The sequence below is a fragment of the Patescibacteria group bacterium genome (assembly GCA_038065315.1).
Taxonomy (GTDB): domain Bacteria; phylum Patescibacteriota; class Minisyncoccia; order Phycocordibacterales; family JBBTRF01; genus JBBTRF01.
In genome coordinates, this window is record JBBTRF010000002.1 from 1 (window position 1) to 21714 (window position 21714).

General features: G+C 51.8%; 22 protein-coding genes, 2 tRNA genes and 1 rRNA gene. 18 read left to right on the forward strand and 7 right to left on the reverse strand.

The window, feature by feature from the left end; genetic code table 11:
- From AAB391_03710 to AAB391_03755, 10 genes are all read left to right on the forward strand, one after another.
- Positions 1-249, forward strand: a 16S ribosomal RNA gene (locus tag AAB391_03710); the annotation flags it as partial.
- A 280-nt stretch (positions 250-529) separates the two neighbouring features.
- A complete protein-coding gene (locus AAB391_03715) occupies positions 530-1132 on the forward strand; it encodes an LAGLIDADG family homing endonuclease (GenBank protein ID MEK7645392.1) in 603 nt (200 codons plus the stop codon).
- 441 nt (positions 1133-1573) lie between these two features.
- Positions 1574-1942: a hypothetical protein gene (locus tag AAB391_03720; GenBank protein MEK7645393.1), complete on the forward strand. Its 369-nt coding sequence runs from the start codon at positions 1574-1576 to the stop codon at positions 1940-1942.
- A 133-nt stretch (positions 1943-2075) separates the two neighbouring features.
- Positions 2076-2148 (forward strand) — tRNA-Ile (locus AAB391_03725).
- A gap of 51 nt (positions 2149-2199) precedes the next feature.
- Positions 2200-3612: a pyruvate kinase gene (gene pyk, locus AAB391_03730; protein ID MEK7645394.1), complete on the forward strand. Its 1413-nt coding sequence runs from the start codon at positions 2200-2202 to the stop codon at positions 3610-3612.
- Positions 3613-3657: 45 nt separating this feature from the next.
- Positions 3658-3741 (forward strand) — tRNA-Leu (locus AAB391_03735).
- Between the two features lie 231 nt (positions 3742-3972).
- Entirely contained in the window at positions 3973-4866 is an 894-nt protein-coding gene (locus tag AAB391_03740) for a prephenate dehydratase domain-containing protein (protein MEK7645395.1), read from the forward strand.
- A 180-nt stretch (positions 4867-5046) separates the two neighbouring features.
- Positions 5047-5793 carry a DNA repair protein RadC gene (gene radC / locus AAB391_03745; protein ID MEK7645396.1) on the forward strand — a complete coding sequence of 249 codons (747 nt, stop codon included), beginning with the start codon at positions 5047-5049 and terminating at the stop codon, positions 5791-5793.
- 50 nt (positions 5794-5843) lie between these two features.
- The gene (locus AAB391_03750; protein ID MEK7645397.1) at positions 5844-6098 is read left to right on the forward strand and encodes a hypothetical protein; all 255 of its coding nucleotides are present in this window, start codon (positions 5844-5846) and stop codon (positions 6096-6098) included.
- A 133-nt stretch (positions 6099-6231) separates the two neighbouring features.
- On the forward strand, positions 6232-6531 hold the full coding sequence (locus AAB391_03755; protein MEK7645398.1) for a hypothetical protein: 300 nt from the start codon (positions 6232-6234) through the stop codon (positions 6529-6531).
- Between the two features lie 77 nt (positions 6532-6608).
- Here the strand turns inward: AAB391_03755 and AAB391_03760 are convergent, their stop codons facing one another.
- Positions 6609-7565 (reverse strand): PLP-dependent lyase/thiolase, encoded by a 957-nt coding sequence (locus AAB391_03760; GenBank protein MEK7645399.1) that lies wholly within the window; start codon positions 7563-7565, stop codon positions 6609-6611.
- 38 nt (positions 7566-7603) lie between these two features.
- Here AAB391_03760 and AAB391_03765 point away from each other — a divergent pair, with 38 nt between their 5' ends.
- Together AAB391_03765 and AAB391_03770 are read left to right on the forward strand one after the other, a co-directional pair.
- Positions 7604-7777, forward strand: a complete 174-nt coding sequence (locus AAB391_03765) for a hypothetical protein (GenBank protein ID MEK7645400.1) — start codon at positions 7604-7606, stop codon at positions 7775-7777.
- A 6-nt stretch (positions 7778-7783) separates the two neighbouring features.
- Positions 7784-8158: a VOC family protein gene (locus tag AAB391_03770; protein MEK7645401.1), complete on the forward strand. Its 375-nt coding sequence runs from the start codon at positions 7784-7786 to the stop codon at positions 8156-8158.
- Here the strand turns inward: AAB391_03770 and AAB391_03775 are convergent.
- Complete coding sequence (locus tag AAB391_03775) at positions 8151-9620, reverse strand: Mur ligase family protein (protein MEK7645402.1); 1470 nt, start codon at positions 9618-9620, stop codon at positions 8151-8153. The two genes, AAB391_03770 and AAB391_03775, sit on opposite strands and share 8 nt — an antisense overlap.
- A gap of 101 nt (positions 9621-9721) precedes the next feature.
- Here AAB391_03775 and AAB391_03780 point away from each other — a divergent pair, with 101 nt between their 5' ends.
- Together AAB391_03780 and AAB391_03785 are read left to right on the forward strand one after the other, a co-directional pair.
- Positions 9722-10162 carry a hypothetical protein gene (locus tag AAB391_03780; GenBank protein ID MEK7645403.1) on the forward strand — a complete coding sequence of 147 codons (441 nt, stop codon included), beginning with the start codon at positions 9722-9724 and terminating at the stop codon, positions 10160-10162.
- 410 nt (positions 10163-10572) lie between these two features.
- Positions 10573-11292: a hypothetical protein gene (locus AAB391_03785; protein ID MEK7645404.1), complete on the forward strand. Its 720-nt coding sequence runs from the start codon at positions 10573-10575 to the stop codon at positions 11290-11292.
- Positions 11293-11358: 66 nt separating this feature from the next.
- Here AAB391_03785 and AAB391_03790 read toward each other — a convergent pair whose 3' ends face one another.
- Genes AAB391_03790 through AAB391_03810 form a run of 5 tightly spaced genes read right to left on the reverse strand, consistent with a single transcriptional unit; the run spans position 11359 to position 16258 of the window.
- Complete coding sequence (locus tag AAB391_03790) at positions 11359-12063, reverse strand: hypothetical protein (GenBank protein ID MEK7645405.1); 705 nt, start codon at positions 12061-12063, stop codon at positions 11359-11361.
- Between the two features lie 5 nt (positions 12064-12068).
- Positions 12069-12989, reverse strand: a complete 921-nt coding sequence (locus AAB391_03795; protein ID MEK7645406.1) for an EamA family transporter — start codon at positions 12987-12989, stop codon at positions 12069-12071.
- Between the two features lie 9 nt (positions 12990-12998).
- Positions 12999-14129: a phospho-N-acetylmuramoyl-pentapeptide-transferase gene (locus AAB391_03800; protein MEK7645407.1), complete on the reverse strand. Its 1131-nt coding sequence runs from the start codon at positions 14127-14129 to the stop codon at positions 12999-13001.
- 60 nt (positions 14130-14189) lie between these two features.
- Entirely contained in the window at positions 14190-14957 is a 768-nt protein-coding gene (locus AAB391_03805) for a hypothetical protein (protein MEK7645408.1), read from the reverse strand.
- Positions 14939-16258 (reverse strand): hypothetical protein, encoded by a 1320-nt coding sequence (locus tag AAB391_03810; GenBank protein ID MEK7645409.1) that lies wholly within the window; start codon positions 16256-16258, stop codon positions 14939-14941. The genes AAB391_03805 and AAB391_03810 overlap by 19 nt, the downstream gene beginning before the upstream one ends.
- 280 nt (positions 16259-16538) lie before the next feature.
- Between AAB391_03810 and AAB391_03815 the strand changes: the two genes are divergently transcribed.
- The 4 genes from AAB391_03815 to AAB391_03830 all read left to right on the forward strand — a co-directional run bounded on the left by AAB391_03815 (position 16539) and on the right by AAB391_03830 (position 21701).
- Positions 16539-17831 carry a putative glycoside hydrolase gene (locus AAB391_03815; GenBank protein MEK7645410.1) on the forward strand — a complete coding sequence of 431 codons (1293 nt, stop codon included), beginning with the start codon at positions 16539-16541 and terminating at the stop codon, positions 17829-17831.
- A 123-nt stretch (positions 17832-17954) separates the two neighbouring features.
- Positions 17955-18158, forward strand: a complete 204-nt coding sequence (locus AAB391_03820) for a hypothetical protein (protein ID MEK7645411.1) — start codon at positions 17955-17957, stop codon at positions 18156-18158.
- A gap of 81 nt (positions 18159-18239) precedes the next feature.
- Positions 18240-20210, forward strand: a complete 1971-nt coding sequence (locus AAB391_03825; GenBank protein ID MEK7645412.1) for a type IV secretion system DNA-binding domain-containing protein — start codon at positions 18240-18242, stop codon at positions 20208-20210.
- 12 nt (positions 20211-20222) lie between these two features.
- Positions 20223-21701 carry a lamin tail domain-containing protein gene (locus AAB391_03830; GenBank protein MEK7645413.1) on the forward strand — a complete coding sequence of 493 codons (1479 nt, stop codon included), beginning with the start codon at positions 20223-20225 and terminating at the stop codon, positions 21699-21701.
- The last annotated feature ends 13 nt before the right edge of the window (positions 21702-21714 follow it).

The window sequence follows — 21714 nt, forward strand, 5'->3', positions numbered from 1 at the left end:
CCCTCTGATACCCTGGGCTACACACGTGATACAATGGCCGCTACAACGGGACGCAATACCGAAAGGTGGAGCAAATCCTTAGAAAAGCGGCCTAAGTTCGGATTGAGGTCTGCAACTCGACCTCATGAAGCTGGAATCGCTAGTAATCACAGGTCAGCTATACTGTGGTGAATACGTTCTCAAGTCTTGTACTCAAAATTAAAAGCGCCGGGCAGGTGATGAATCTAGGTTGTTAAAATCAACCCACTTTCGAGTAGTTATCGAAAGATGTAGCGAACGGGTAATTGGTTGGCCGCGAGGCTGTCTGATGAAGGATCCTAGTAGCAAAAAGCAGCCCACTCAAAAAAGAGGGATACGACCTATATGGTGAGTTATGGGGAAGTATCAATAGAACCTCGAGTCGGATGCAAGGAATAGAATCATCACTAACCCCAGGGAGATCTCACGGTATCAAAAACAATCGAAGTATCGTGAGAAGTCAGCTGCGTCGTAGTACCATGCGTCAACTTAATGTTATAATTAAGCGAACATGGGAAGGACAAAACCAATAGTATCGAAAGAGTATATTGTAGGATTAACCGATGGAGAAGGATGTTTCCATGCAAACGTGTGGAAATCCGATTCCTATAGGGCGGGGTATGCTGTCCAATTGCATTTTCATATAAAAATGCAAGAAACAGACAGACCCTTGCTTGAAAAGGTTAAAAATACACTCGGATGTGGAAACGTGTACTTCCAAAAAGAAGTGCGTGCGAATCACTGCCAGTGTTACCGGTATACTGTATCTTCTTGCAAGGACATACAGGAAACCATCATTCCTTTCTTTCAAAAACACCCACTGCAAAGTATTTCGAAGCAAAAAAGTTTCAAAGTATTTTGTAAGATTGCACACATTGTGCAGTCGGGTGATCATCTCACAAAAGATGGTATTGAGAGAATCAAAACATTAAAATCTCAGATGAATAAAAAACTATTGGACTCGCGTAGTGCGGGAAATCCGCCCGCTACGTGGGAACGCAAAATGTTTGTTTCATTATTGCCATCCGCCCGTCAACTCAAGGGAGTTGGGAGTGCCCGAAATCCTACCTCGCGTGGGCCTAAGGCAAGCTCAATGACAGGGAGTAAGTCGTAACAAGGCACGGGTAGCGGAAGCTGCTCGTGAATTATTTCAATTTGAAGCCGATATATGTTCCTCTTCGGAGGCATACATCTTATCGAGTCGATGTTGTGGGTCTCGATCGAGTCCATAACGGTTTATGCGATACCTAAAACGCTTTTGACTGTCGGGAAAGGCCGACACCAGAACGGAACAAAACAAAGAATGTTCCTCAGCAAAAAACCGCCCAATAGGGCGGTTTTTTGCTACTCATTACGACACAAATTGACTATATTGACAATAGTGTTGGCTTGTGATATACTACACCTAGCTGTTTTTCCCAGTGTTAAAGCCCTCGATGTCCGAAAGGACAAGGGCGCGCCGCGGCCACCTTAGTTGGTGGTTTGAACTTCGATTCTTCGTGGACGTCCATCAAGGAAAGACAAATATTGCCGCAAGGCAAGAAAGGTAAGTTCAATGAAAGCTAACACGCCCTTCTTGGGAGACCGGTCAGGTCGCCAGGGTTTGACGCTAGTTCACTACGCAACCGCGCCGCTTTGGTTGCGCTGCTTGCGAGTCCTCCTTGAGCACCTCACGAGGTGGAGAGATCTCGCCTTCCCCTCGGCCCGCGATACGTTCATTCGTGTCAGCACCACCTTGTCGGTGGTGCTCGTGCTGTGGGTGATCTTCTACCTCTTCCAGTTGAACTATAGCAACGTGTATACGGTGCATATCAACGGGCGAGATCAGATTGTGAAGGTGTTCGATCCCAGCGGCAAAGAGGTCCATCTCACCCCTCAGGAAGTGTGGAAGATCAGGAACAAGAATCCTATCTACGTGCCCTGATCCGCCATTGGCTGTCCTGTTTTAGCAAAAAGCGTCGCTCGGCTTGTCCAGCGGCGCTTTTTTTGTTATATTGCTGGGGCGTTTCGGTGCGGCTCGGCTTTGTCGTTTCGGTGCCGTTTCGCATGGAGAAGATGCGCGCATAGCTCAGTTGGTAGAGCACATCACTGATACTGATGGGGTCCTAGGTTCGAATCCTAGTGCGCGCACCCGTATAGCTACGGATTTTATTATTCTATTTTTTATCCTCAAGAGTTCCCATGATCAATCTCGAAAAGAAGACCAAGATCGTCTGTACCATTGGCCCCGCGACCACGAGCGTGGAAAAGCTCTCCGCACTACTCGAGGCGGGTATGAATGTCGTGCGCATGAACTTCTCGCACGGCGACTTCGCTGAGCATCAGCAGAAGGTGGATAATCTCAAGGTTGCTGTCGAGAAAACGGGGATCCCTTGTGCGATGCTCCAGGATCTCGCTGGGCCAAAGATCCGCATCGGCACCTTCAAGACCGAACCGGTCATGCTCAAAGAAGGCGCATTTTTTACTTTGACTACCGAGAAGATCGAGGGTGATGTGAACCGTGTTTCGGTAAACTACGCGCCATTACCAAAGGAGGTGAAAGTCGGTGGATACATCATGCTCCACGACGGCAAGAAGAAGCTCCAGATCGTGGAGATCAAGGGAAGTGATGTGAAGTGCAAGATCATTGTCGGCGGCGAGATCAAAGGTAAACGAGGGGTGAACCTCCCCGGTGCCTATTTGTCGATCGCTTCTCTCACTGAGAAAGATAAAAAGGATATCGCTTTCGGCCTCAAGAACAAGGTGGATTTCTTTGCATTTTCTTTCGTGCGTCGCCCCTCCGATGTTGAAGAGCTCCGCGGAATTTTGAACAAGGCGAAGTCTGATGCGAAGATCATCGCGAAGATCGAGGACCAGGAGGCGATCGAGAATATCGACAAGTTGGTTGATCTCGTGGATGGTGTGATGATCGGTCGAGGTGACCTCGCAATCGAGATCGGCGCCGAGAATATGCCGATCACTCAGAAGATGATCATCGACAAGTGCAATGCCGCAGGCAAGCCGGTGATCACAGCAACCCAAATGTTTGAGTCGATGATCAAAAATGCCACCCCGACTCGCGCGGAAGTGTCCGACGTGGCGAACGCGATCTTCGAGGGTACCGATGCCGTGATGCTCTCTGAGGAGACCACGCTGGGTGATTATCCCGTACAGGCCGTGTCGATGATGGCATTGGTGTCGAAGACTACTGAGCACGGCATTGCCAAGGAACATGAGACAAAATGGAAGACGATGGGTGTTGTGGAATCTGTCGGTGCGGCGGCTGTACAGGTGGCTCACGATGTGAAGGCGAAGGCGATCTTTGTCCTCACGAACAGCGGTCAGTCGGTATTTATGGTGTCAAAGAACAAGCCGAATTTGCCGATCATCGGTATGACCCATAATACCCGCACGGCGAATCAGCTTCTCTTGAGCTATGGGTGCAAGCCGGTATTGGTCCCACGTATGTTGACCTTGGCTGAGGTGAGCAAGCAAGTGCGCGAGATCACGAAGAAGTTCAAAATCGGCGTGAAGGGTGATAAAGTGGTGGTGGTCGCCGGCATGCCCCTGGGCAAGACCGCCGAGACCAGCGCGGTGATGGTGGAGGTGATCTAGCCTCTACATAGCAACGCGCCGCGGATGCGTCAGCGCATCTGTAGTGCCGAGGTGGCGAAATTGGCAGACGCACTGCGTTCAGGTCGCAGCGAGAGCAATCTCATAAGGGTTCAAATCCCTTCCTCGGCACAAAGTATCTCGCTTTGACAGGCATCGACTTCCGGAGTATTATTGAAAAGTAATGAAAATTACGACCAACAAATCAGCGTTTACTTTCTGGGCTTTTAGCTTTGCAAAGGGAAGGCTGGTTTAGTGTTGTAGATTTCTCCTAAACAAAAAACCGGCCTACTTGGCCGGTTTTTTGTTTTGGACAGAGCTGTTTGAAAACCGAATACGCAAGCAACCAAGAAAGGAAACCACATGAACATCACCTATTTGGGACCCGAAGGCGCGACATTCAGCGCTCTCGCATACGACCGCCTCGCTGCATTGTGTGGCGGGCCAGCAGCAAATGACCTGCGAAACACCTTGGCGCTGGCCGCGGCAAATGAAGATGTCCTGCCACTCCTCCTCGAACGAGGTGGTTACGGTGCAATCGCCATGGAGACCAAAGCCGAAGGCAGGGTGGATCCACCGGTCAATTCGTTCATCGAATTGCTGAGGGGATACCCTGAAGCCTGCCCGATTGAAATTATCGGTGCGCTGCGGATGAAAATCCATTTCACGCTGATGGTCCTGCCTGGTACAAGGTTGGAAGATATCAAGACCGTCATCGCACATCCGAAAGCGATCGGCGCTTGTCGGCAGCGACTGAAGGCGCTCGGTGTTACGGTGGTGAATTCGCCGAGCAACGGCAAGGCCGCCGAGGATGTCTCGAAGACAGGTCTTCACGAGGGTGTGGCTGCACTAGGTCCGGCACAAGCTGCTCAAAAGTATGGCCTCGAGATCCTCGACGTGGCTTTTGAAGACATGGAAGCGATCACTACCTTCTTCTATCTGGGACCAAGAGTGTGCCAATTGCCGCCATCTCGTCGGGTGACGGTGCTGGCTCCATATCGAGCGCTCACCGTCTTCCAGGTGAAGCATCAGCCAGGCGCATTGGTGAAGGTGTTGCGGCCATTTGAAGCGGAGGACATCAATCTCCGCCTCATCCATTCGCTCCATGTGGAGAACGGCACCTACCATTTCGCTATCGAGAGCGAGAGCGGAAGTGGGTCCGCTGAGCTTGCCGCGCACGAGCGAGCGCTGGTTGGAGCGCGAGAACACATGGAAAAATGCATCCAGTTCGGACCATTTCCGGTGTTTGCGGGGTAGTGGAACATGTGTCGAAGGTCGGTCATTGGCCGATCACAAACCGCGAACGCCAAGGCGTTCGCGGTTTTCTTCTGATGTTGTTCTTTACTCTTTCTTCATCATTTCTCTACCACTTCTCAGCTCTTTCTTGAACACTTTTTAGCAGTTTCTTTAGCGGAGGTATGTGATACTATTATGGCCATGAACGTCGCATACACCATTCGAGATTCCAATTTGATCATGAGCCAGCCTATTCCTGGGCAGCCAAAACAGTATGTTTTGCGTGTGCAGGACATGCCCTCCGACGACAAACCGCGGGAGAAAATGCTCAAGAACGGTCCAAGCTCGCTCACTACGAATGAGCTGTTGGCCGTCGTGCTGAGTACGGGCACTACCAAGGAGGGGGTGATGGAAATGACCTCGCGAATCTTGAAGGAATACGGCGACCGGGCGATCATTGGCCGCGCCAACGCAAAAGAGCTTTCCGAGAGTCTCGACATACCGCTTATCAAAGCGATGCAGATCGTGGCCGTGGGTGAATTGGGCCGACGTTTCTTCGAAAAGAAAGACGGACCGCTCACCACTATCCGCACTGCGCAGGATGTCTTTGAGTATACGAAGGATATGCGCGAATTGCCAAAGGAGCATCTCCGCGGTATCTATCTCAATACGCATCACCGCATTGTCCATGACGAGACTATTTCGATAGGTACGATTAATACCAGCATCACGCATCCTCGCGAAGTGTTCAAGCCAGGCATCGAGTACGGTGCTGTGGCGGTGATCCTTGTGCACAACCATCCTTCGGGCGTCGTGACGCCAAGTGAGGCAGATATCGAGATCACCAAGCAGCTCGTGACAGCAGGGAAGATCGTCGGGATCCATCTCATTGACCACGTCATCGTCGGGAAAGATTCTTTCGCAAGCGTGAGTGTTGATTACAACTAGAATACGAAGCGACGCGCAAAAAACTGCGCTCGGATAAAAATAGACACAATATGCTGCAAACAAATGAATATGTGCTCGCCACAGTGATCTCACTGCTGCGAGACGGGAAAGTGCCGGCCGAAAGGAGTAAAGTGCTGGAGCTGTATTTTAATGACCTGTATAAAATGCTGCTGAGAAAGTTGGCAGATTTTGATTGTCAGGTGAAGGTGGATGAGGAAGACACAAAGAAGCTTCGGTCGCTCCTGGAAGAGCTGATTACGGTGAAAAGTTTGATTTCGGGAAGTGGGGCAGGGCCTCAAAAATAGGCCATATTTTGTAATTGTTGACAAGTGCCTTGAGGGGTGCTACAATACAGCTCAGTTACGAAAAGAGAAACAAACTGTGGAATCTTTTTCTTCCGACGTTCGGAAGAAGTTTCTCGCCACTTGAGAGGTTAACATGTTGTTGTCGACTCAACACGGTTCTGCTGCGGTGATGATTGCACCCGGCTTCTTGCTCATCCTCGGCCTCGACGGTCAGGGTGGCGATGTTGGTGACGGCGAGCCTGTCTATCTGGCGCCGCCTGTCACGACGACTCAGGGTATCCGTATGGCGAAGGGGAATGATGTTCCGTGCAGCGCGCAGCGCATCCCGCCTTCCGTCGGTCGTCGCCTCCGCGAAGAACTCGAAGCCGAATTCCCGCTCGACTGTCAGTGCCACAACTGTCTCCGCGGACGCAACGCGCTCCAGCTCGTCTGAGCCGCTCCGAACGCAGTTCGATCCTCCCACCCCGTGCTGCGCACCGGGTGGGAGTTTCTTTTTATAAAATTTCTCTCTTACTTCCCGCACACCACACAGACCACCGCTCCATCCCATTTCCAACCATTCGCCACGGCTTTTGAAAGTCCTGATACTGCCAATGCGCCATTTGGAGAGGCGAGCACGCCATCTTCGCGCAGCATTTCCACTGCTTTTGCGATCTCGTCATTTGTCATGATCCAGCCCGCTCCGCCACTTTCTAGCACCTCTTTGCTGAGCATATCTTTTCGGTGACCAACTGTGTCCACAATCGCGTCTGCGATCGAGCCTTGCATTTTTGGACTCACGATCGAACGCATTTTGGCGAGCACACCCTCATTCGCGGCACCGGAGAGGGAAGTACCGAGCATGTCCGCGATGGGGTGGCACGATTCGGTCTGAATGATGTGAATCTGAGGAATTTTGAAGTTCGCGCTTCCCGTGTCTTGTGTCTGTAGTTTTTTGAACCCTTCAAACAATCCCTGTGCACCGGTACCAGAAGAGGCCGGCATGAACACGGCTTTTAGGGAAGGAATTTTCGCCAACTCGCGAGCGAGCTCAGCGTAGCCTTCGAGGGCAACGTCGTCGGTAGATTGTCGGAGGCCTGTCACTTTCGGATCTTTGGTTGCTTGCAAAAAAGTCTGCAAAGGTCGGTCCACTTGCGTGATTTGGATTGAGCCACTCGCATGTTCCGAAAGAATCCGGCGTTTCTCATCCGAGATATTTCGTCCAATGAAGACTTTGAGTCGATACAGATCGCCGACATTTTCAGTATTGTGTTTGGTGCAATACATGGCGGCGGCAATACCCGCATTGCCTGAAGAGGAGATGGCAAAATCGCGCGCGTCGGCTTTGGCGTAGTGTTCAATCATCCGCGGCAAAGAGCGTCCCTTGTGCGAGCGCAGAGGGTGGAGATCCTCGCGTTTCAGGTACAGCGAGCCAGAAAGACCGAGCTTTTTGGCCAGTTTTTCGTGGGAGATCTGGGGGGTGACCATGCTTTGAATACTACACCGTTTCTAGTAAGATATAAAGCATGAAACACACATGCACCTGTCCGGAATGTAAGAACGAAGTCGACTTGTCAGCCTTTCCCAATGTCGTTGCGGGCCACGTGATCGAGTGCAATGTTTGCGGTATCTCGCTCCATGTTTTGAGCATCGGCGAGGACAGCAAGGTCGATGTGGAGATTGCGGATGAGGGGAAGTAATCCGACATGCAAAAAGTCACTTTCAGTACTATTCTCATCGGTGTCTCGGACCTGAATAAGGCGCGGCCTTTCTATGAAAAAGTCTTCGGGTTGAAGTTCGATGAGTTCCGTCCGCCGTTTGCTTCGGCGACCTTGGGTGATATCGAATTTAATATCGAAGAAAATGCCGACTACCGCTCGCCGGATTGGGCGCAGAAAAATATCGGCACCAGGAAATCCTGCACTTTCCGAGTCGAAGACATTTTTGTTTTTATGAAAGACGCTGTGACTCTCGGTGCGACGGTCGTTCACGGACCGATGAAACAGCATTGGGGCTGGTATGACGGAGTGATTGCCGATTCAGATGGGAATGAGTTTGTGATCGAGCAGGAGGCTAATTAGTCTTGAGTTTCTCCACCACCGCCTCAATCATCCCGCGGAAGCCGTGTGAGCCGAGAAAGATGACTACATCCTCCTTGCTGGTCATTTCCTGAACTGCCTCGTTCACCAACTTCTCATCGTCTTCGATGTATCGCACCTGTGTATCCTTGCCGAGAATCTTTGCCAATTCGTCACCTTCGAGCGGCTGTGTTTCGGCGGTGAGTGTCGCATCAATCTTCAATTTAGTGAGGCGGGGGATGAGCACAAGGTCTGCTGCGGCAAAGGCACCGGCATACATAGCTTGCGAAGCGCGCTGACGGCCGCCGATGTTGGGTTCAAAAATAGCGACGATTTTACCTTTGTATACCTCACGAACACTCTCGAGTCCGGCCTTCGCTTTGTCGGCCGTCGGAGCATGGGTGTCGATGGCTGTGCCTCGCGCACTCTCGCCGCGTTTTTCCAGGCGGCGTTTCAGTCCGGCAAATTCTTTGATCGCTGATATTGCGACCTCCGGTGCGATCCCGATCTCGCGAGCCATTGCGAAGCAGCCGGTGATATTTTCCGCGTTGTATGCTCCGAGCATCGGACTAACGATCGCGTACTTTTTGGCATCCGGTGCATGAATAATATCAAAACTCAAGCCGGCTTTCGTGTGCGACACGTTTTCATATCGGTAGTCGGTGGAAGAATCTTTGCCGTAGCTCACGTGCTGGACGTGTTTGTTGGCGAGCAAAATCTTCACGAAAGGCGAGTCCGCACAGGCGACAACGCGTTTCTCACGTAGGCTCGAAGGCACTTGGTCGAGGAGTTTCTCGAAAGCTTTCAGGTAGTCGGCTTCGGTGGGGTAGAGGTCGGCGTGATCCCAGGAAATGGCGGTGAGGAGGAGATGGGTCGGTTTGTAATAGAAAAATTTTGCTTTTTTGTCCCAGATCGCCGCTTGATATTCGTCACCCTCGACGACGCTCCAGTCGCTCTCGGTGATCTGTCCGGCATCTCGGCCCACGGCCACACCACCGGAGAAGAAGCTTGGTGCCATGCCGGCTCGCTCCATGATGAAAGCCAACAACGCGCTCGAAGTGGTTTTGCCCCAGGTACCCACGCAGACAATCGAATTCTTTTTCACGAGAAATTGGCCGATCGCTTCGGCAAAAGAGAGGAGGGGAATACCCTTTTCTTTCACATACATCACTTCGGGATTTTGCAGACTGGTGCCCGCGCCGCCCGCTACCACAATATCCGGCATGCCGACTTTCTCCGGATGCCAGCCGGCGTGATATGAGATACCCGCTTCTGTGAGCGTGGTGGAGACGGGCGGGTAGAAGCCTTTGTCGCTACCGGTCACTTTCCAGCCAGCGCGCTTAAAGGCCACGGCCAAAGCACCGGTTCCTACGCCGCAAATACCGATGATGTGGAGGTGTTTTGGCACATTGGCCGCTGAGCCAGTCGACATTGCGTGGCTAGGCGGAAGGGTCATTGAGTACATTTGGGTAGTATAGCGTAATTTAGGCTTTTTTGAACATTTCTTCACGATTTCCTTATCGTTTCTTTGCGGTTTCTCTATCACCCCTTTGCTACGCTTATTAGGTGGATGAGATAGAGAAAATTATCGAGGAATTTATTGCAATGAAGTCTGGAGAGTTGATCAGTGATCCCTCGGGCATTATTCCTATTGGTTGTAAGGCGCAGTTCTCGAGAAGATCATTCAAACATTTTATTGAGAGCCGGCTCAGGGGTGGAAATAGCCGACAAGATATATGCTATCTTGTGGAGAAAGCCCCACAGGTCTTATTGAGTCCTGAGCTTAATATCGTAAATCCTGTTCAAAAGTACAAAGATTCATCATTGTTGGGAAAGTTCTTCCAAGATTCCAATAAGGCCGTGATGATCGTCTTGGATAGTGGTGGGGAAGTGCGAGATATTATCTCCCTCCACTTTTCGAAAAGGAGTGATTTCGAGAGACTTGTTCGAACGTATAAAGAACAGGGCGCTATTCTCGAGAGTGGAGGGTCGGCGTACCCCTCATAGTAAGTTCCTGTTGGAACCTCCGCAGCGAGCCTTTCTGACTTTCGCTCCCGAGAACAATGCCTCGTTCTTTTTTGTAGGTGCCAATAACGTGCTTTTGGAGGGGCGGAATGGCCACGTCTTAGGTGGGTCTATCCCTCATCATATCATCGGCCAGAGTTGAGTCTGGTCAAAGTTTGCAGACTCCTTCCTGCGTTTCAAAAGCACATTGCTGGCATCTACCTTTAAGATACTACTCGCGATATTTTATTCCTCGCTGAGTTCAAAGTCAAATGCGTGAGATACAGAAATTGACGCTGTCCGTCTGTGTGTGGTAGTCTGCAACGCAGATCAGGAGTACCCGAACTGTTCCAAGGCTCTCTTTTGGGGGCCGCAGGGAAAGGACGAACGATCATTGAGAAAGTGAGTCAGTCATGTCTCCTAGAATAACCACAGAAATGCCGGCAACCCCGCGGCAGATCAAAGAACTGATGGGTCACCTGAGCCGGTCCCTTCCGGATCGCTTGAAATGGATGCCAGCATCCCAGATGCAACGTCTGATCTCAAATCCGCAGTCGCTGATCTTGGAGCCCATCACGACGCGCCTCCAGGAATCTTTTGAGGTGTTTCAGGCTCAGATCCTTGCGCTCCGGCAGAATATCTCCTTGCCGGGGGTTCCCTCGTGCACTTTGGGTAATGTCTTACCGGGCAAGATCAAGGACGTCACCATTAAGACGCATGAGCACCCAGACAGTTTCCCGAAAGGTCTTTCGCTGGCAACTGTTTTCCCGAGCTATCCCCGGCGTCGAGCCGCTTCTTTCCGAGCTTTCTGCTGGATGCTCAACCATTACGAGTTTCTCTCCCTTGTGAAGGAAGGCAAATTTGGTTGTGAGGAGTCACAAGTGCACACCTTTGCCGCGGGTTCCGTGATGTCGCCATTGCACATCATTGACTTGATCCGTCGTTCCGAGAAGGGTGACTACCTGCTCAGTCGGACAGACGGGGCGAAGAATTTTGCGATCGTCTCGGATGGGAGGAGTTACTACGCCTGCCAATTTACTCGCTCCAGGAATGAGCGCGGCGTGACCTGGTTCTTGAGTTTTGACCATCTCGAGGATCACACGCGTCACTCTGGCGCCCACTACGTCCTCTGAACAGCTTGTCAGTTTCCACCGCCCCGCGCTGCTTGCAGCGCGGGGCCTTCTTATTTTAAATTTCTGCTATTTTAAAACCTCCTTCAGCGGCTCAATATCTTTCCACCATTTTTCGCCATCAAACCATTCGAGGCCTGAGAACTGCAGCTTGTATGTGTCCGTCGGGCGCTGGAGCGATCCGAGGTATACATACTCGAGGCTCTGGCCGTTCGGTCCGGCGGTCTTCGCCCACTCGATCGCTTTGGTCATCATGCCGAGTCCGAGGCTCGAGAGTGCGCCGCCCGGAGCAGTCTCTTCATCGAGCTTGTAGAAAGGGTAGCTGTAGTGGAGCAGGGTCGAGGTCTTGAGGGCGATGCAGTAGCCGAGAACGCGGCCTTTTTCCGAGCCGCTTGCAGTACCTTCTCGAAACACCAGCAAGGCATTAAAGCTGCTTTTGTCCGCCTCAGTGAGCAGCTCCTTCGCTTTGTTCGCACTGAAGGTGTCCTCGCCGAATTTGGTGGTATAAAAATCTTTCGCGAGCTTGTGGATAGACCAATGGTAGTCGGTGTAGGGCAGTGGATGTGCTTCGAGCGTCACTTTCTCCACCTTTCGCAAGATGCGGCGATTTTCGCTCGACAGCTCAAAGTCCGCGAGGCGGATGCGGACGCTGCGGGTCTGGTTGAAGGTGCCTTTGTCGACACGCGTTGCCACATAACCTTGCTCATACAAAGCATCGAGCGTTGCCGGGCTGAAGTCAGTGACGATTTCGGTGTTCCAGTTGAGGTATGACATGGTGATTATTTAAACAATAGATAAATACCAAGAAACATTACAACTGAGGAGAAACTTCTTTGAATAAGGGTCTTTTTGGTAATGTCTTCCTGAATTAACTTGGGGAATACTAATGTGAGAATAATCCCCAGCACCAGAATGATAAAAGGTTGCAACCCGTTTATTAGGGTTACCACAGCAAGAGGGGCACTTAGCGTTGCGAAGCTCATCAATAGTTTTGCACTTAAGTTCAAGAGTTCTCCCAGCACGTTCATGCTAGGCACAATGAGGCGGTTCTTCTTGATCAGAGTAATAAATTCGATTCGATAGGGTTTGTAAAAAATAAGGAGACCTAGTCCAAATATACCTGCTCCCATGTATTCCCAGAAACCGGTTGTCCAAAAGTTACCTTCTAAGGCGATCATTTTGAAGACAAGGTAATTTACGGCCACTCCAAGAGAAGCCAAACACATCAAGGACAGTGTCCGGATTTTTAGGGAAAAGCCCCTTTTTAGATCTAGTGATATGCCTATGGATCCAGCGATCACAATCAAGCCAGCAATTACTTGCTGAAAACTTAGTTCTTCCTGAAGAAATATGAAGCCCAAAAAGTAGCTGAATACTGGAATTAGCTGATAAAGTGGCACGACTACGCTAGGGTCATCTTTTTGAAGTGCATATAGATAGGGGATGAAGGATGCTACTAGCATTGCCCCTGCTGTAACGATGATAAGAGCATGGCTGTAGCTAATAGAAAAAATATCTCCATGAATTAAGGCAATTACTGCCGCAACTAGAAATCCAGTCATCCCTGTAAAGACTATGAGTGAACCAGCGCCGGTGATACTTGAAACAAGATAACGATTGATCACTATCTTGTCGATGTAGTTCGCGATTGCCCAAAAGAGTGGTGCGAGAAGTGCGATAAAAACCCAATTCGTGTTCATATGTAAAAATTAATGCATCGCCACCCACACGCCGATGACGACGAAGATGAGATGGATGATCCAGAAACGCATGATGGTCTTTTCTTCGCTCCACCCCTTCAGCTCGAAGTGGTGATGGATTGGTGCCATCTTGAAAATGCGTTTGCCAAACAGTGAGCGGACGGCGATCTGAATCAACACTGACAATGCTTCGACATAGAACATGAAGCCGAGCAGGGGCAGGACGATGATGAGCTTCAGGACCAGCACGTTTATGGCCAATAGTGCGCCGAGACCGAGCGACCCGACGTCGCCCATTTGGAAACGCGCGGGCTTGATATTGAAATACGTGTAAGTGATGAGTGCGCCGGTGGTGGTGGCGTTGAGTACGGCCATCGAGCTGAAATCGTTGATCCAACTGAGCAGGGTGAGGGCGCCGAAAGTGGTGATGAGCATGCCGCCGGCAAGGCCGTCCATGCCGTCGGAGATATTTACCGCATTGGCAGTGAACATCACGGCAAAAATAATGAGCGGGATCAGCCAGAAGCCGAGACTCAACGAGCCGTCGAATGGAATATTGATGACGCGCCAATTTTCACCGAGTTTGAAATAGATCCACCAAGCAGCCGCGGCACCGGCGAGGAATTGGAGCAGGAGTTTCTCGTGTACGTGCACTCCTTTGCCCGGATGGCGCGAAAGCATGGTCGCGGCGCGCTTGAAGATCTCCCAAGGTAGGATGACGATGAGCCAAAGTCGTACATACCAGAGCTTGTGCACACGAATGAGTGTGAGGGTTTGTGAGAGTTTGCGATTGCGGCGTTCGGTGCCGAAAATGTTGAGGAGATCATCGATGCCGCCGAGTGCCGAAGAGAGGAGCATGACGCCGATCGGCATCCAGGTGAAGTGTCGATCCCAATTGAAAGTGAAAGTGATAAGGGCCACTGTTACGATCACCAGCAAGCCGCCCATCACCGGCACACCCACTTTGTCGCGGCGAGATTCGAGTGCGAGTGATGGGTCGTATTGGCTTTGGCGGACGATCTTGTATTTATACAAAAAATGCGTGAGGAGCGGCGCCCACAGGAAGGCGAAAATACAGGCGCCGATAGCGAAACCAATCTGGTCCGAGAGACTGTTTTGCGCGATGCTCAGATACTCCATGGATAGGGAAAAGGATAGCACAAAATGGCTATTTTCCAAGGGTTTTTACAGGACGTAGCTCTAGAACCAATTCAAGCGCCGAAGCGAGGTGGTTTCGGCCTTCACGGCGCGACCATGGGTATAGTTTTCTACGCCAGCTTTGCCATGCTCTTCCCAAACCTGGTCGGCGAGCTTAATGAGAGGGTCGGTGACAGTGATAGTGCCGGTGCGTACGCCGTGGCCGTACATACCGTCTGATGGCCAAGCAATAGAGTGGGTGTAGGTGAGGGTGGTGTGGGTCGTGGCTTTGTCGACGTGGGTGATGAGGATAATGTGGTCGAATGAGCGCGCGTCGGAGTTGTGGGTCATGACAATGAAGTCGCCCGCCTCTGCTTCGGCGAGGTCGACCTCGCGGCTATTGGTAGGCTGGGCAAAAGTGATGGCGCCGGCGTTTTGCGCGGGGCGGAGGCGGGCGACGAGTCGTCGCAAAAACGAACGATGATGAAACGAAATGTGCGAATGCATCGCGCCTGCGCCCCGCGCTCGGCTCTCCGCATCGAGGACGTGATATACAAAACCGGAGCAGTCAATACCGAGATGGTGATCGACAAGGAATTTGGTTTTATCGGTCCATGAAATACTCGCAAGGTTCACTTTTTCTCGAATCGAAAATAGTTCAGCTTCTTCCACGATTTCTTCTGGCAAACCCTTGCCGGCGAGGGCACGCAGACCGGCGACCAACTTGTGTCGGCGATTGTTGTAGTACGGTGCCGGCACCTCGAGCGAGGGGAGGGAGAGGTACTGTTCGATGGCAGTACGAGCTGGAACACTCAATGTGTTGGATTGCATAATGGTGAGTCGATTATACCTTTTTTGCTCTGGATGCGAAGCAGGTCACTATTCGGCTTGGTGTTGGCGTATTCAAGGACGGTGTAGCCTTCGGCGCGCAACGCTTCGGCTGTTTCGCGCACGAAATTCTGAGAATCCTTCAGTTTGGCGGCGATTGAGGCGGTGCGACGCTGGATCACTTGGCCGCCATCGCTGATTTTTTGCAGTTGTGCGTTATCGGCAATTTCACCAGTCAATGCCTCGAGGTGCGCTTCGAAGGTGGTGAGGATGGAGGCGGCAGAAGAGGTAGCGTCGGCGCCAGCGCCGCTTCTGCCACGTGCATCGTTCTGCAACTCTGATTCGAAAGTGGTCGAAGCTGGTTGGCGGGCGTTGATCTCGATGAGGTAGAAGCGCTGTGTGGATTCTTCGAGAATAGCGTCGATGCCGAAGAGACCTTTCCAGCCTAATGCTGCCAGGCGCGCGCCGCCGGCGCGCGCCATTTCCTCATACTGCTTGCGGAGCTCCGCCGAAAGTGCCGCCCCCTTTTTCCAGTCATTGCCCACTGTTGAAAAAGGAAGATCGGTGAACGGTGCGAGGCCGGTGATTTGATAGCTGATATTGCCGACGAGTGTCTTCGGTCGAGAAAAAGCGCCGAACAAACCGAAACCGTTTTTGAACATGCGCCTAATCGGTACCACGCAGTTGTTGCTCGTATACATTGATCCTTTCACGAATGGACTCATGCGCACCTCGCGCTGAGGGAATTGTCTTTGGATCTCAGCGAGCTGTTCGACGCTCTGCACCAACACAGTCCCTTCACCTGTATGCGCATGGGCAAATTGCAAGACAAAAGGTACGCCTTCCCATGCGAGCTCCATACAGATGGCGAGGCGAGTGCCAGGGACTAGAAAGCGAGCCGCGGCGCCGAGCGAGGCGACCTGGGTTATCTTGTTTTCGAGGTGTTCAGCGAGCGAGGCGGAAGGGTTCAAAAGTCGCCAGCCTTTTTCGCGCACACAACGCTCGATCCGTGACGTATTTTTGAATACGACGATCGCTGGCTTCTTGCCATGCGCCTTTGCAATATTTTTCACAAACGCTGAAGTAGCTGGATGCTCCAAAAGGTCAATTGTGTCGAGTTGCGCGCTACTACCTTTTGTCGCGATGTTCTCACTTCGCACAAGCAACACCTGCTCAGGGTACTTTGCTTGTACTGCCTCAGCATACGGACTGACATTGGCGACAATATAATAGCCGGCCGGCAGGGAAGCGAAGCCGGTCGCGCGCTCGATATCACGGGTGACGTAGAGGGTCGGAGCCTTCATGAAATTTTCAACAGTATAGCATAATACACAGCCTGGACTTGGCAGATTTCGTGATATGATGGGCGCATGAAATTGAAGATCAGAATCATTTTTTCTTCAGCAGCGCTCACTCTTTTTCTCTTCTCACCGTTTTGCGGCATTCCCACAACCTGGAAATCGAATCTCGCACTTTTGCTTTCATTGATTACGCTCCTCGCTACCTACCTTCTCCATCGGCAAATCCTCATCAGCTCTCTGCTTTCGAGGAAAGGAGAGCGGGTAACTGAAACATATAGCGAGAATGGCATCCAACACAGTACTCATGTCGGTGCGTGATCGGTGGATCTTGGGCAGCATCATAGCCGCGCTCGTAATGGTTTTTGTGTTGGCGTTCGTCATTTTGCCAAAGGCTTATCCGGCATACGGGGAAGGGTTTGGTCCGCATCCGTGGGGCATTGGTTTGCCGACAGCGGAAGATTTACTCGTCCAGTCGCAGCGCGCTCAGGTACTCTCGACGTTTGGCGGAGAAAATGATCCGAATACCAAGGTCAAAGTGACGTATCTCGACACCCCGGAGCCGCTAAAAGGCATCTACATTACTAGCTGGATCGCGGGGACCAAAACGTTGCGCGACAAAGTGCTCGACCTCATCGACGCCACTGGAGTGAATGCGGTGGTGATCGATATCAAAGATGCTACCGGCCACATTGCTTTCCCAGTGAACGATCCGGAGCTCAAGAAAGCAGGATCCGACAGTGCGCGTATTACCGATATCAACCAATTCATCCATGAATTGCACGAGCGCGATGTGTATGTCATTGGCCGTATCGCCGTATTCCAGGATCCGTTGTTGGCTGAACGATATCCGGCGATCTCTGTGAAGCGCGCTGACAAATTGTCAGCCTGGAAGGATCACAAGGGGATCGGTTGGGTGGATGCAGGCTCGAAGAAGGCTTGGGACTACACGATTGCTATTGCCAAAGAATCATATGCTCATGGTTTCGACGAATTAAATTTTGATTACGTTCGATTTCCTTCCGACGGTGACATGAACGATATCTATTTCCCCTATAGTGAAGGGAAGGTGAAAGCTGACGTGCTTGAGGCGTTTTTCGAGTACCTGCACCGCCGTCTCTCTGGTACCGGCATCGTCACTTCGGCAGACCTCTTCGGTATGACCACTACCAACAAAGGTGATCTGAATATCGGGCAGGTATTGAATCGAGCTTTGCCATACTTCGACTACATTATGCCGATGGTATACCCGTCGCACTATCCGGCCGGTTTTTTGAATCTGAAAAGTCCGGCCGCCGAGCCGTATCAAGTGGTGAAATATTCGATGGAGATGGCGCGGGAGAAAGTTGTAGCCGCTCAGACGTTGGCGAGCACGACGCCGATGGCGCAGCTCCGTCCGTGGCTCCAAGATTTCGATCTCGGTGCTATGTATACTGCCGAATTGGTGCAGGCACAGATGAAGGCGGTGTATGATGCCGGACTCACTTCGTGGATTCTCTGGGACCCAAAAGTTCAATACACGAAAGGCGCGCTGCTCGCCGACAAGCTAGCTGTGGACAAGAAAAGGGCTGGCCATTGACAAACAGTCTAGGAGAGGTATAGAATTGTTATCCAGTGAGCGGATGGGGTTGGAGTTGAGGTGGCCTGGGTGGCTGGTCACTCCTGGCATCGCGCTCTAGTAATTGTAGAAACAAGCTCGTTTATGACGAAGGCAACAGCAAAAGCCGGCCCGCAGAGTCCTGTGGGGAAACAGACGCAACCCAAAAAGCACGGTCTCGCGACCCTCGCGCAAATCCTCGGCAATTTTGCCGCCGATGCCCCGGTGCTCGAACCTGGGTCGCGTCAAGATCCCCGCAGTGTCGCTGGCCGGCTGTATGCCGGAAACGTCGCCCAGGCAGGTGCCTGAGGTCGAAGTCAACAAGCACCGCGTGTCCCCGTTTTGTGGGATGCGTCGGTGCTGTTTTTTTGATATAATTCCCGTACGTATATGGATGAGAACAAAGTGACCTACTTTGCTCAGACTGACTCTCGCAACAAGAGGGTGCCTTTTGGTATTAAGCGCAAAGATCGCACCCGACACATGTATGTTGTCGGCAAGACAGGTATGGGAAAATCGACGCTCCTCGAAAATATGGCAGTGCAGGATATCCAATCGGGCGAGGGTATCTGCTTCATCGATCCGCACGGCAAGACGGCCGATCTTCTGCTCGAGTATATTCCGGAATCGCGCAAAAAAGACGTAGTGTATTTTGCGCCGTTCGACCTCGAACACCCGATCGCCTTCAATGTGATGGAAGATGTCGGTTTCGACAAGCGTCACTTGGTGTTGTCTGGCCTCATGAGCACCTTCAAGAAGATCTGGGAGGATGCGTGGTCTGCGCGTATGGAATATATTTTGGGCAATACCATTTTGGCTTTGCTTGAATATCCGGGAGCGACGTTGCTCGGCGTGAACAGAATGTTTGCCGACAAAGAGTATCGTCGTCGCGTGGTGGAAAATGTGAGTGACCCGGCCGTGAAGTCTTTCTGGAACGATGAATTCGCGAAGTACACGGAGAAATTTGCCGCGGAAGCGACGCCGGCGATCCAAAACAAGATCGGGCAGTTTACTGCCAACCCGCTGATCCGCAATATCATCGGTCAGCCGAACTCTTCTTTTGATCTGCGAAAGATGATGGATGAAAAGAAAATCTTCATCGTGAACCTATCGAAGGGACGAGTGGGCGAGTCGAATGCAAACCTGCTTGGCAGTATGTTGATCACCAAGATCTATTTGGCGGCGATGTCGCGTGCCGACCTCACAGATAGCGATCTCAAAAAACATCCGAATTTCTATCTGTACGTGGATGAATTTCAGTCGTTTGCGAACAAATCGTTTGCTGACATTCTTTCCGAGGCGCGAAAGTACAAATTGAACCTCACGATCGCTCACCAGTATATTGAACAGATGGAGGAAGAGGTGCGGGCCGCAGTGTTCGGCAACGTGGGTACGATGATCACCTTCCGTGTCGGTGCATATGATGCCGATGTGCTTGAAAAGGAATTCGCACCAAAGTTTTTGGCGGAAGACCTTGTGAATCTTGGGTACATCCAGATCTACCTGAAATTGATGATCGACGGGATCAGTTCTCAGCCGTTTTCAGCCACCACATTGCCGCCCATCGCTCCGCCGGCGAAGAATATGAAGCAGGAGGTGATAGAGGCGTCTCGTGTGCTGTTCACTCGCCCGCGCGCCCAGGTGGAGGAGGAGATTAAACAATGGCATCAGCCGCTCAAGCCTGAGCCAAGGCCGGAGTCGAGACTGGAAGCGCGACCAAGTGAGGCGGTGAAGACGATTCTCACGCCGCGCAGCGAAACACGTACTGAAGTACGTCCTGAAACAAGACCTGCGTCGGTTCGTGCCGAGGTCCGTTCTGTCCCCGCCCCCGTGTCTGCTCCAGCGCCTGCCCCGGCTTCGGCGCCAGTTGCACGAATCGCGCCCGTTGTTTCGACTCCGGTAGCTGTTGTGGCACCAGCCAAGCCGATTGGCTCCGCTACAACAATGGTCATCCCTGCACCGAAACCTGCAGCGATCCACCATGCCCCAGTGCCTTCGTCACCTTCATCGGCTTTTGCGGGACAGCTTCATCAGTCGCAAGCGAAACCAATCTCTCTGAGTCAACTTAAGTCAAAGACCACACCCGATTCTCAGACTGGTCCGCTCAAAGAGAACATCTCGGCTTTGCGCCAGGCGCTTGCGTCGGCGATGAAGAAGGATCCGAATGATATTTCCAAGGCGGCACCGCGTCCTCTGGCGCCGCCGACTGTGGCCACATCTGTGGTGGCACCATCAGCTGCCCCCGTTCAGGTTGCGAAAAAAGAGCCGGTTGCTCCAATTGCTCCGAGTCATCGACCCGCACAGACCATACAAGAGATTCCGGAAAATGAACTCAGACGTCTGCTAGAAGTGGAGAAGTAGAAGAATGTAAAAATGAATATAAAGATATCGGTTGTTTTGGCACTCATCGTGTCAGCAGTTTTTCCTGTAGTCGCACAAGCAAAAATTGAATTTACCGAAGTGATGTATGACCCAGCTGGGACGGATACTGGCAGGGAATGGATCGAGATTCACAATACCGGCAGTGCGCCGGTTGATGTGTCCGCGATGAAATTGTCCGAAGAAGGCGTACAACATGTCTTGAAAGCGAGTGCGCTTGGCAGTGTGAGTACAGGTCTGCTCGATGCGGGGCAGTATGGGGTGATTGCGGATGATCCAGCGAAATTTTTGGTGGATTGGTCAACCTACTCCGGCCCGCTTTTTGACAGCAGTTTTTCGCTCAAAAATACCGGTGAGCCCATTGTGTTGCGCAGCAAGGATTTCGATGAAGACAGTCTCGTGTTTGATCCGACAATCGGCGCAGCTGGTGACGGCAATTCGCTGCAGAGACAGATCTCTGCAGAAGGGGTAATGACGTGGGTCGTTGCTGTACCGACGCCAGGTGGGGGTCTCAGTGTCGCTGATGTGAGTAGCACAAATGGTACAAGCGGCACAAGCAGCACGACTGATTCTCCACCGCCATCCGCCACTCCTGCTGCGGAAACCTCGAGTCCCGTTCAAGTATCGGCTGAAATGGCGACGCCTGTCGTCACGAAGAGTATTCCCGTGGAGCCACAAATCTTCTGCAAGATCAGCGGAAAAAGCGAGGTGTTTGCTGGTGTCGAGACCGCTTTTTCCGCTCAGGGTCTCGGTTTGAAGAAACAGCCGTTGCAAAATGCTCGATACGTTTGGAATTTTGGCGATGGACAGACGAAAGAGGGACAGTACGTGTTGCACACGTATACGCAACCGGGGACGTACGATGTGTTTTTGGCTGCTGCGTCGGATGTGTACTCCGCGAGTGATCGTTTGAAGGTGACGGTTCGCTCGCCCCAGCTCAGTGTCGCGCATTCGCAGGAGGTGTTGACGATCCTGAATCAAGACACTTCTTCGATTGATCTGTTTGGCCTGAAGATACACCAGGACGGCAGGAATGATTTCCTGTTTCCGGAGCATTCCACTTTGTCTGGTCGTGCGGAAATGAACATTGACACGAGTTTGTTTTCCATGGCGCATGCGGATGTGTCGCGAGCGAAAGAGCTGCCGATCACGTTGCAATATCTGAACGGTCGGGTGGTGGCGACTTCATCTGAACGAGAGATTTCGCCGACGGCCTCGGAGACGGTTGCAAAGGTCGTTCCGCCTAAAGAGACAAAAACGGTGACAAAGTCGACAAGGGCGGTGGCAAAGGTGGTAGCAAAACCGAAGGTGGCAGACAACGCTTCACAGACAATCGACCTCACGGCGAGCAGTAGTGAGGGGCAGATTATCGCGCTCGATACTACTGCGAAGGAGCGAAGGCTAAATTACTACGGTGCCACTATTGGCGTGCTAATACTGCTCGCTTTTGCCTGGTGGTACCTTTTGCGGTAAAATGGGCATAATC

Excerpts from the sequence above, each read along its gene's own strand:
- AAB391_03715 (MEK7645392.1), top strand. The coding sequence starts at position 530 with ATGGGAAGGACAAAACCAATAGTATCGAAAGAGTATATTGTAGGATTA.
- AAB391_03720 (MEK7645393.1), top strand. The coding sequence starts at position 1,574 with ATGAAAGCTAACACGCCCTTCTTGGGAGACCGGTCAGGTCGCCAGGGT.
- pyk (MEK7645394.1), top strand. The coding sequence starts at position 2,200 with ATGATCAATCTCGAAAAGAAGACCAAGATCGTCTGTACCATTGGCCCC.
- AAB391_03740 (MEK7645395.1), top strand. The coding sequence starts at position 3,973 with ATGAACATCACCTATTTGGGACCCGAAGGCGCGACATTCAGCGCTCTC.
- radC (MEK7645396.1), top strand. The coding sequence starts at position 5,047 with ATGAACGTCGCATACACCATTCGAGATTCCAATTTGATCATGAGCCAG.
- AAB391_03750 (MEK7645397.1), top strand. The coding sequence starts at position 5,844 with ATGCTGCAAACAAATGAATATGTGCTCGCCACAGTGATCTCACTGCTG.
- AAB391_03755 (MEK7645398.1), top strand. The coding sequence starts at position 6,232 with ATGTTGTTGTCGACTCAACACGGTTCTGCTGCGGTGATGATTGCACCC.
- AAB391_03760 (MEK7645399.1), bottom strand. The coding sequence starts at position 7,565 with ATGGTCACCCCCCAGATCTCCCACGAAAAACTGGCCAAAAAGCTCGGT.
- AAB391_03765 (MEK7645400.1), top strand. The coding sequence starts at position 7,604 with ATGAAACACACATGCACCTGTCCGGAATGTAAGAACGAAGTCGACTTG.
- AAB391_03770 (MEK7645401.1), top strand. The coding sequence starts at position 7,784 with ATGCAAAAAGTCACTTTCAGTACTATTCTCATCGGTGTCTCGGACCTG.
- AAB391_03775 (MEK7645402.1), bottom strand. The coding sequence starts at position 9,620 with ATGTACTCAATGACCCTTCCGCCTAGCCACGCAATGTCGACTGGCTCA.
- AAB391_03785 (MEK7645404.1), top strand. The coding sequence starts at position 10,573 with ATGTCTCCTAGAATAACCACAGAAATGCCGGCAACCCCGCGGCAGATC.
- AAB391_03790 (MEK7645405.1), bottom strand. The coding sequence starts at position 12,063 with ATGTCATACCTCAACTGGAACACCGAAATCGTCACTGACTTCAGCCCG.
- AAB391_03795 (MEK7645406.1), bottom strand. The coding sequence starts at position 12,989 with ATGAACACGAATTGGGTTTTTATCGCACTTCTCGCACCACTCTTTTGG.
- AAB391_03800 (MEK7645407.1), bottom strand. The coding sequence starts at position 14,129 with ATGGAGTATCTGAGCATCGCGCAAAACAGTCTCTCGGACCAGATTGGT.
- AAB391_03805 (MEK7645408.1), bottom strand. The coding sequence starts at position 14,957 with ATGCAATCCAACACATTGAGTGTTCCAGCTCGTACTGCCATCGAACAG.
- AAB391_03810 (MEK7645409.1), bottom strand. The coding sequence starts at position 16,258 with ATGAAGGCTCCGACCCTCTACGTCACCCGTGATATCGAGCGCGCGACC.
- AAB391_03815 (MEK7645410.1), top strand. The coding sequence starts at position 16,539 with ATGGCATCCAACACAGTACTCATGTCGGTGCGTGATCGGTGGATCTTG.
- AAB391_03820 (MEK7645411.1), top strand. The coding sequence starts at position 17,955 with ATGACGAAGGCAACAGCAAAAGCCGGCCCGCAGAGTCCTGTGGGGAAA.
- AAB391_03825 (MEK7645412.1), top strand. The coding sequence starts at position 18,240 with ATGGATGAGAACAAAGTGACCTACTTTGCTCAGACTGACTCTCGCAAC.
- AAB391_03830 (MEK7645413.1), top strand. The coding sequence starts at position 20,223 with ATGAATATAAAGATATCGGTTGTTTTGGCACTCATCGTGTCAGCAGTT.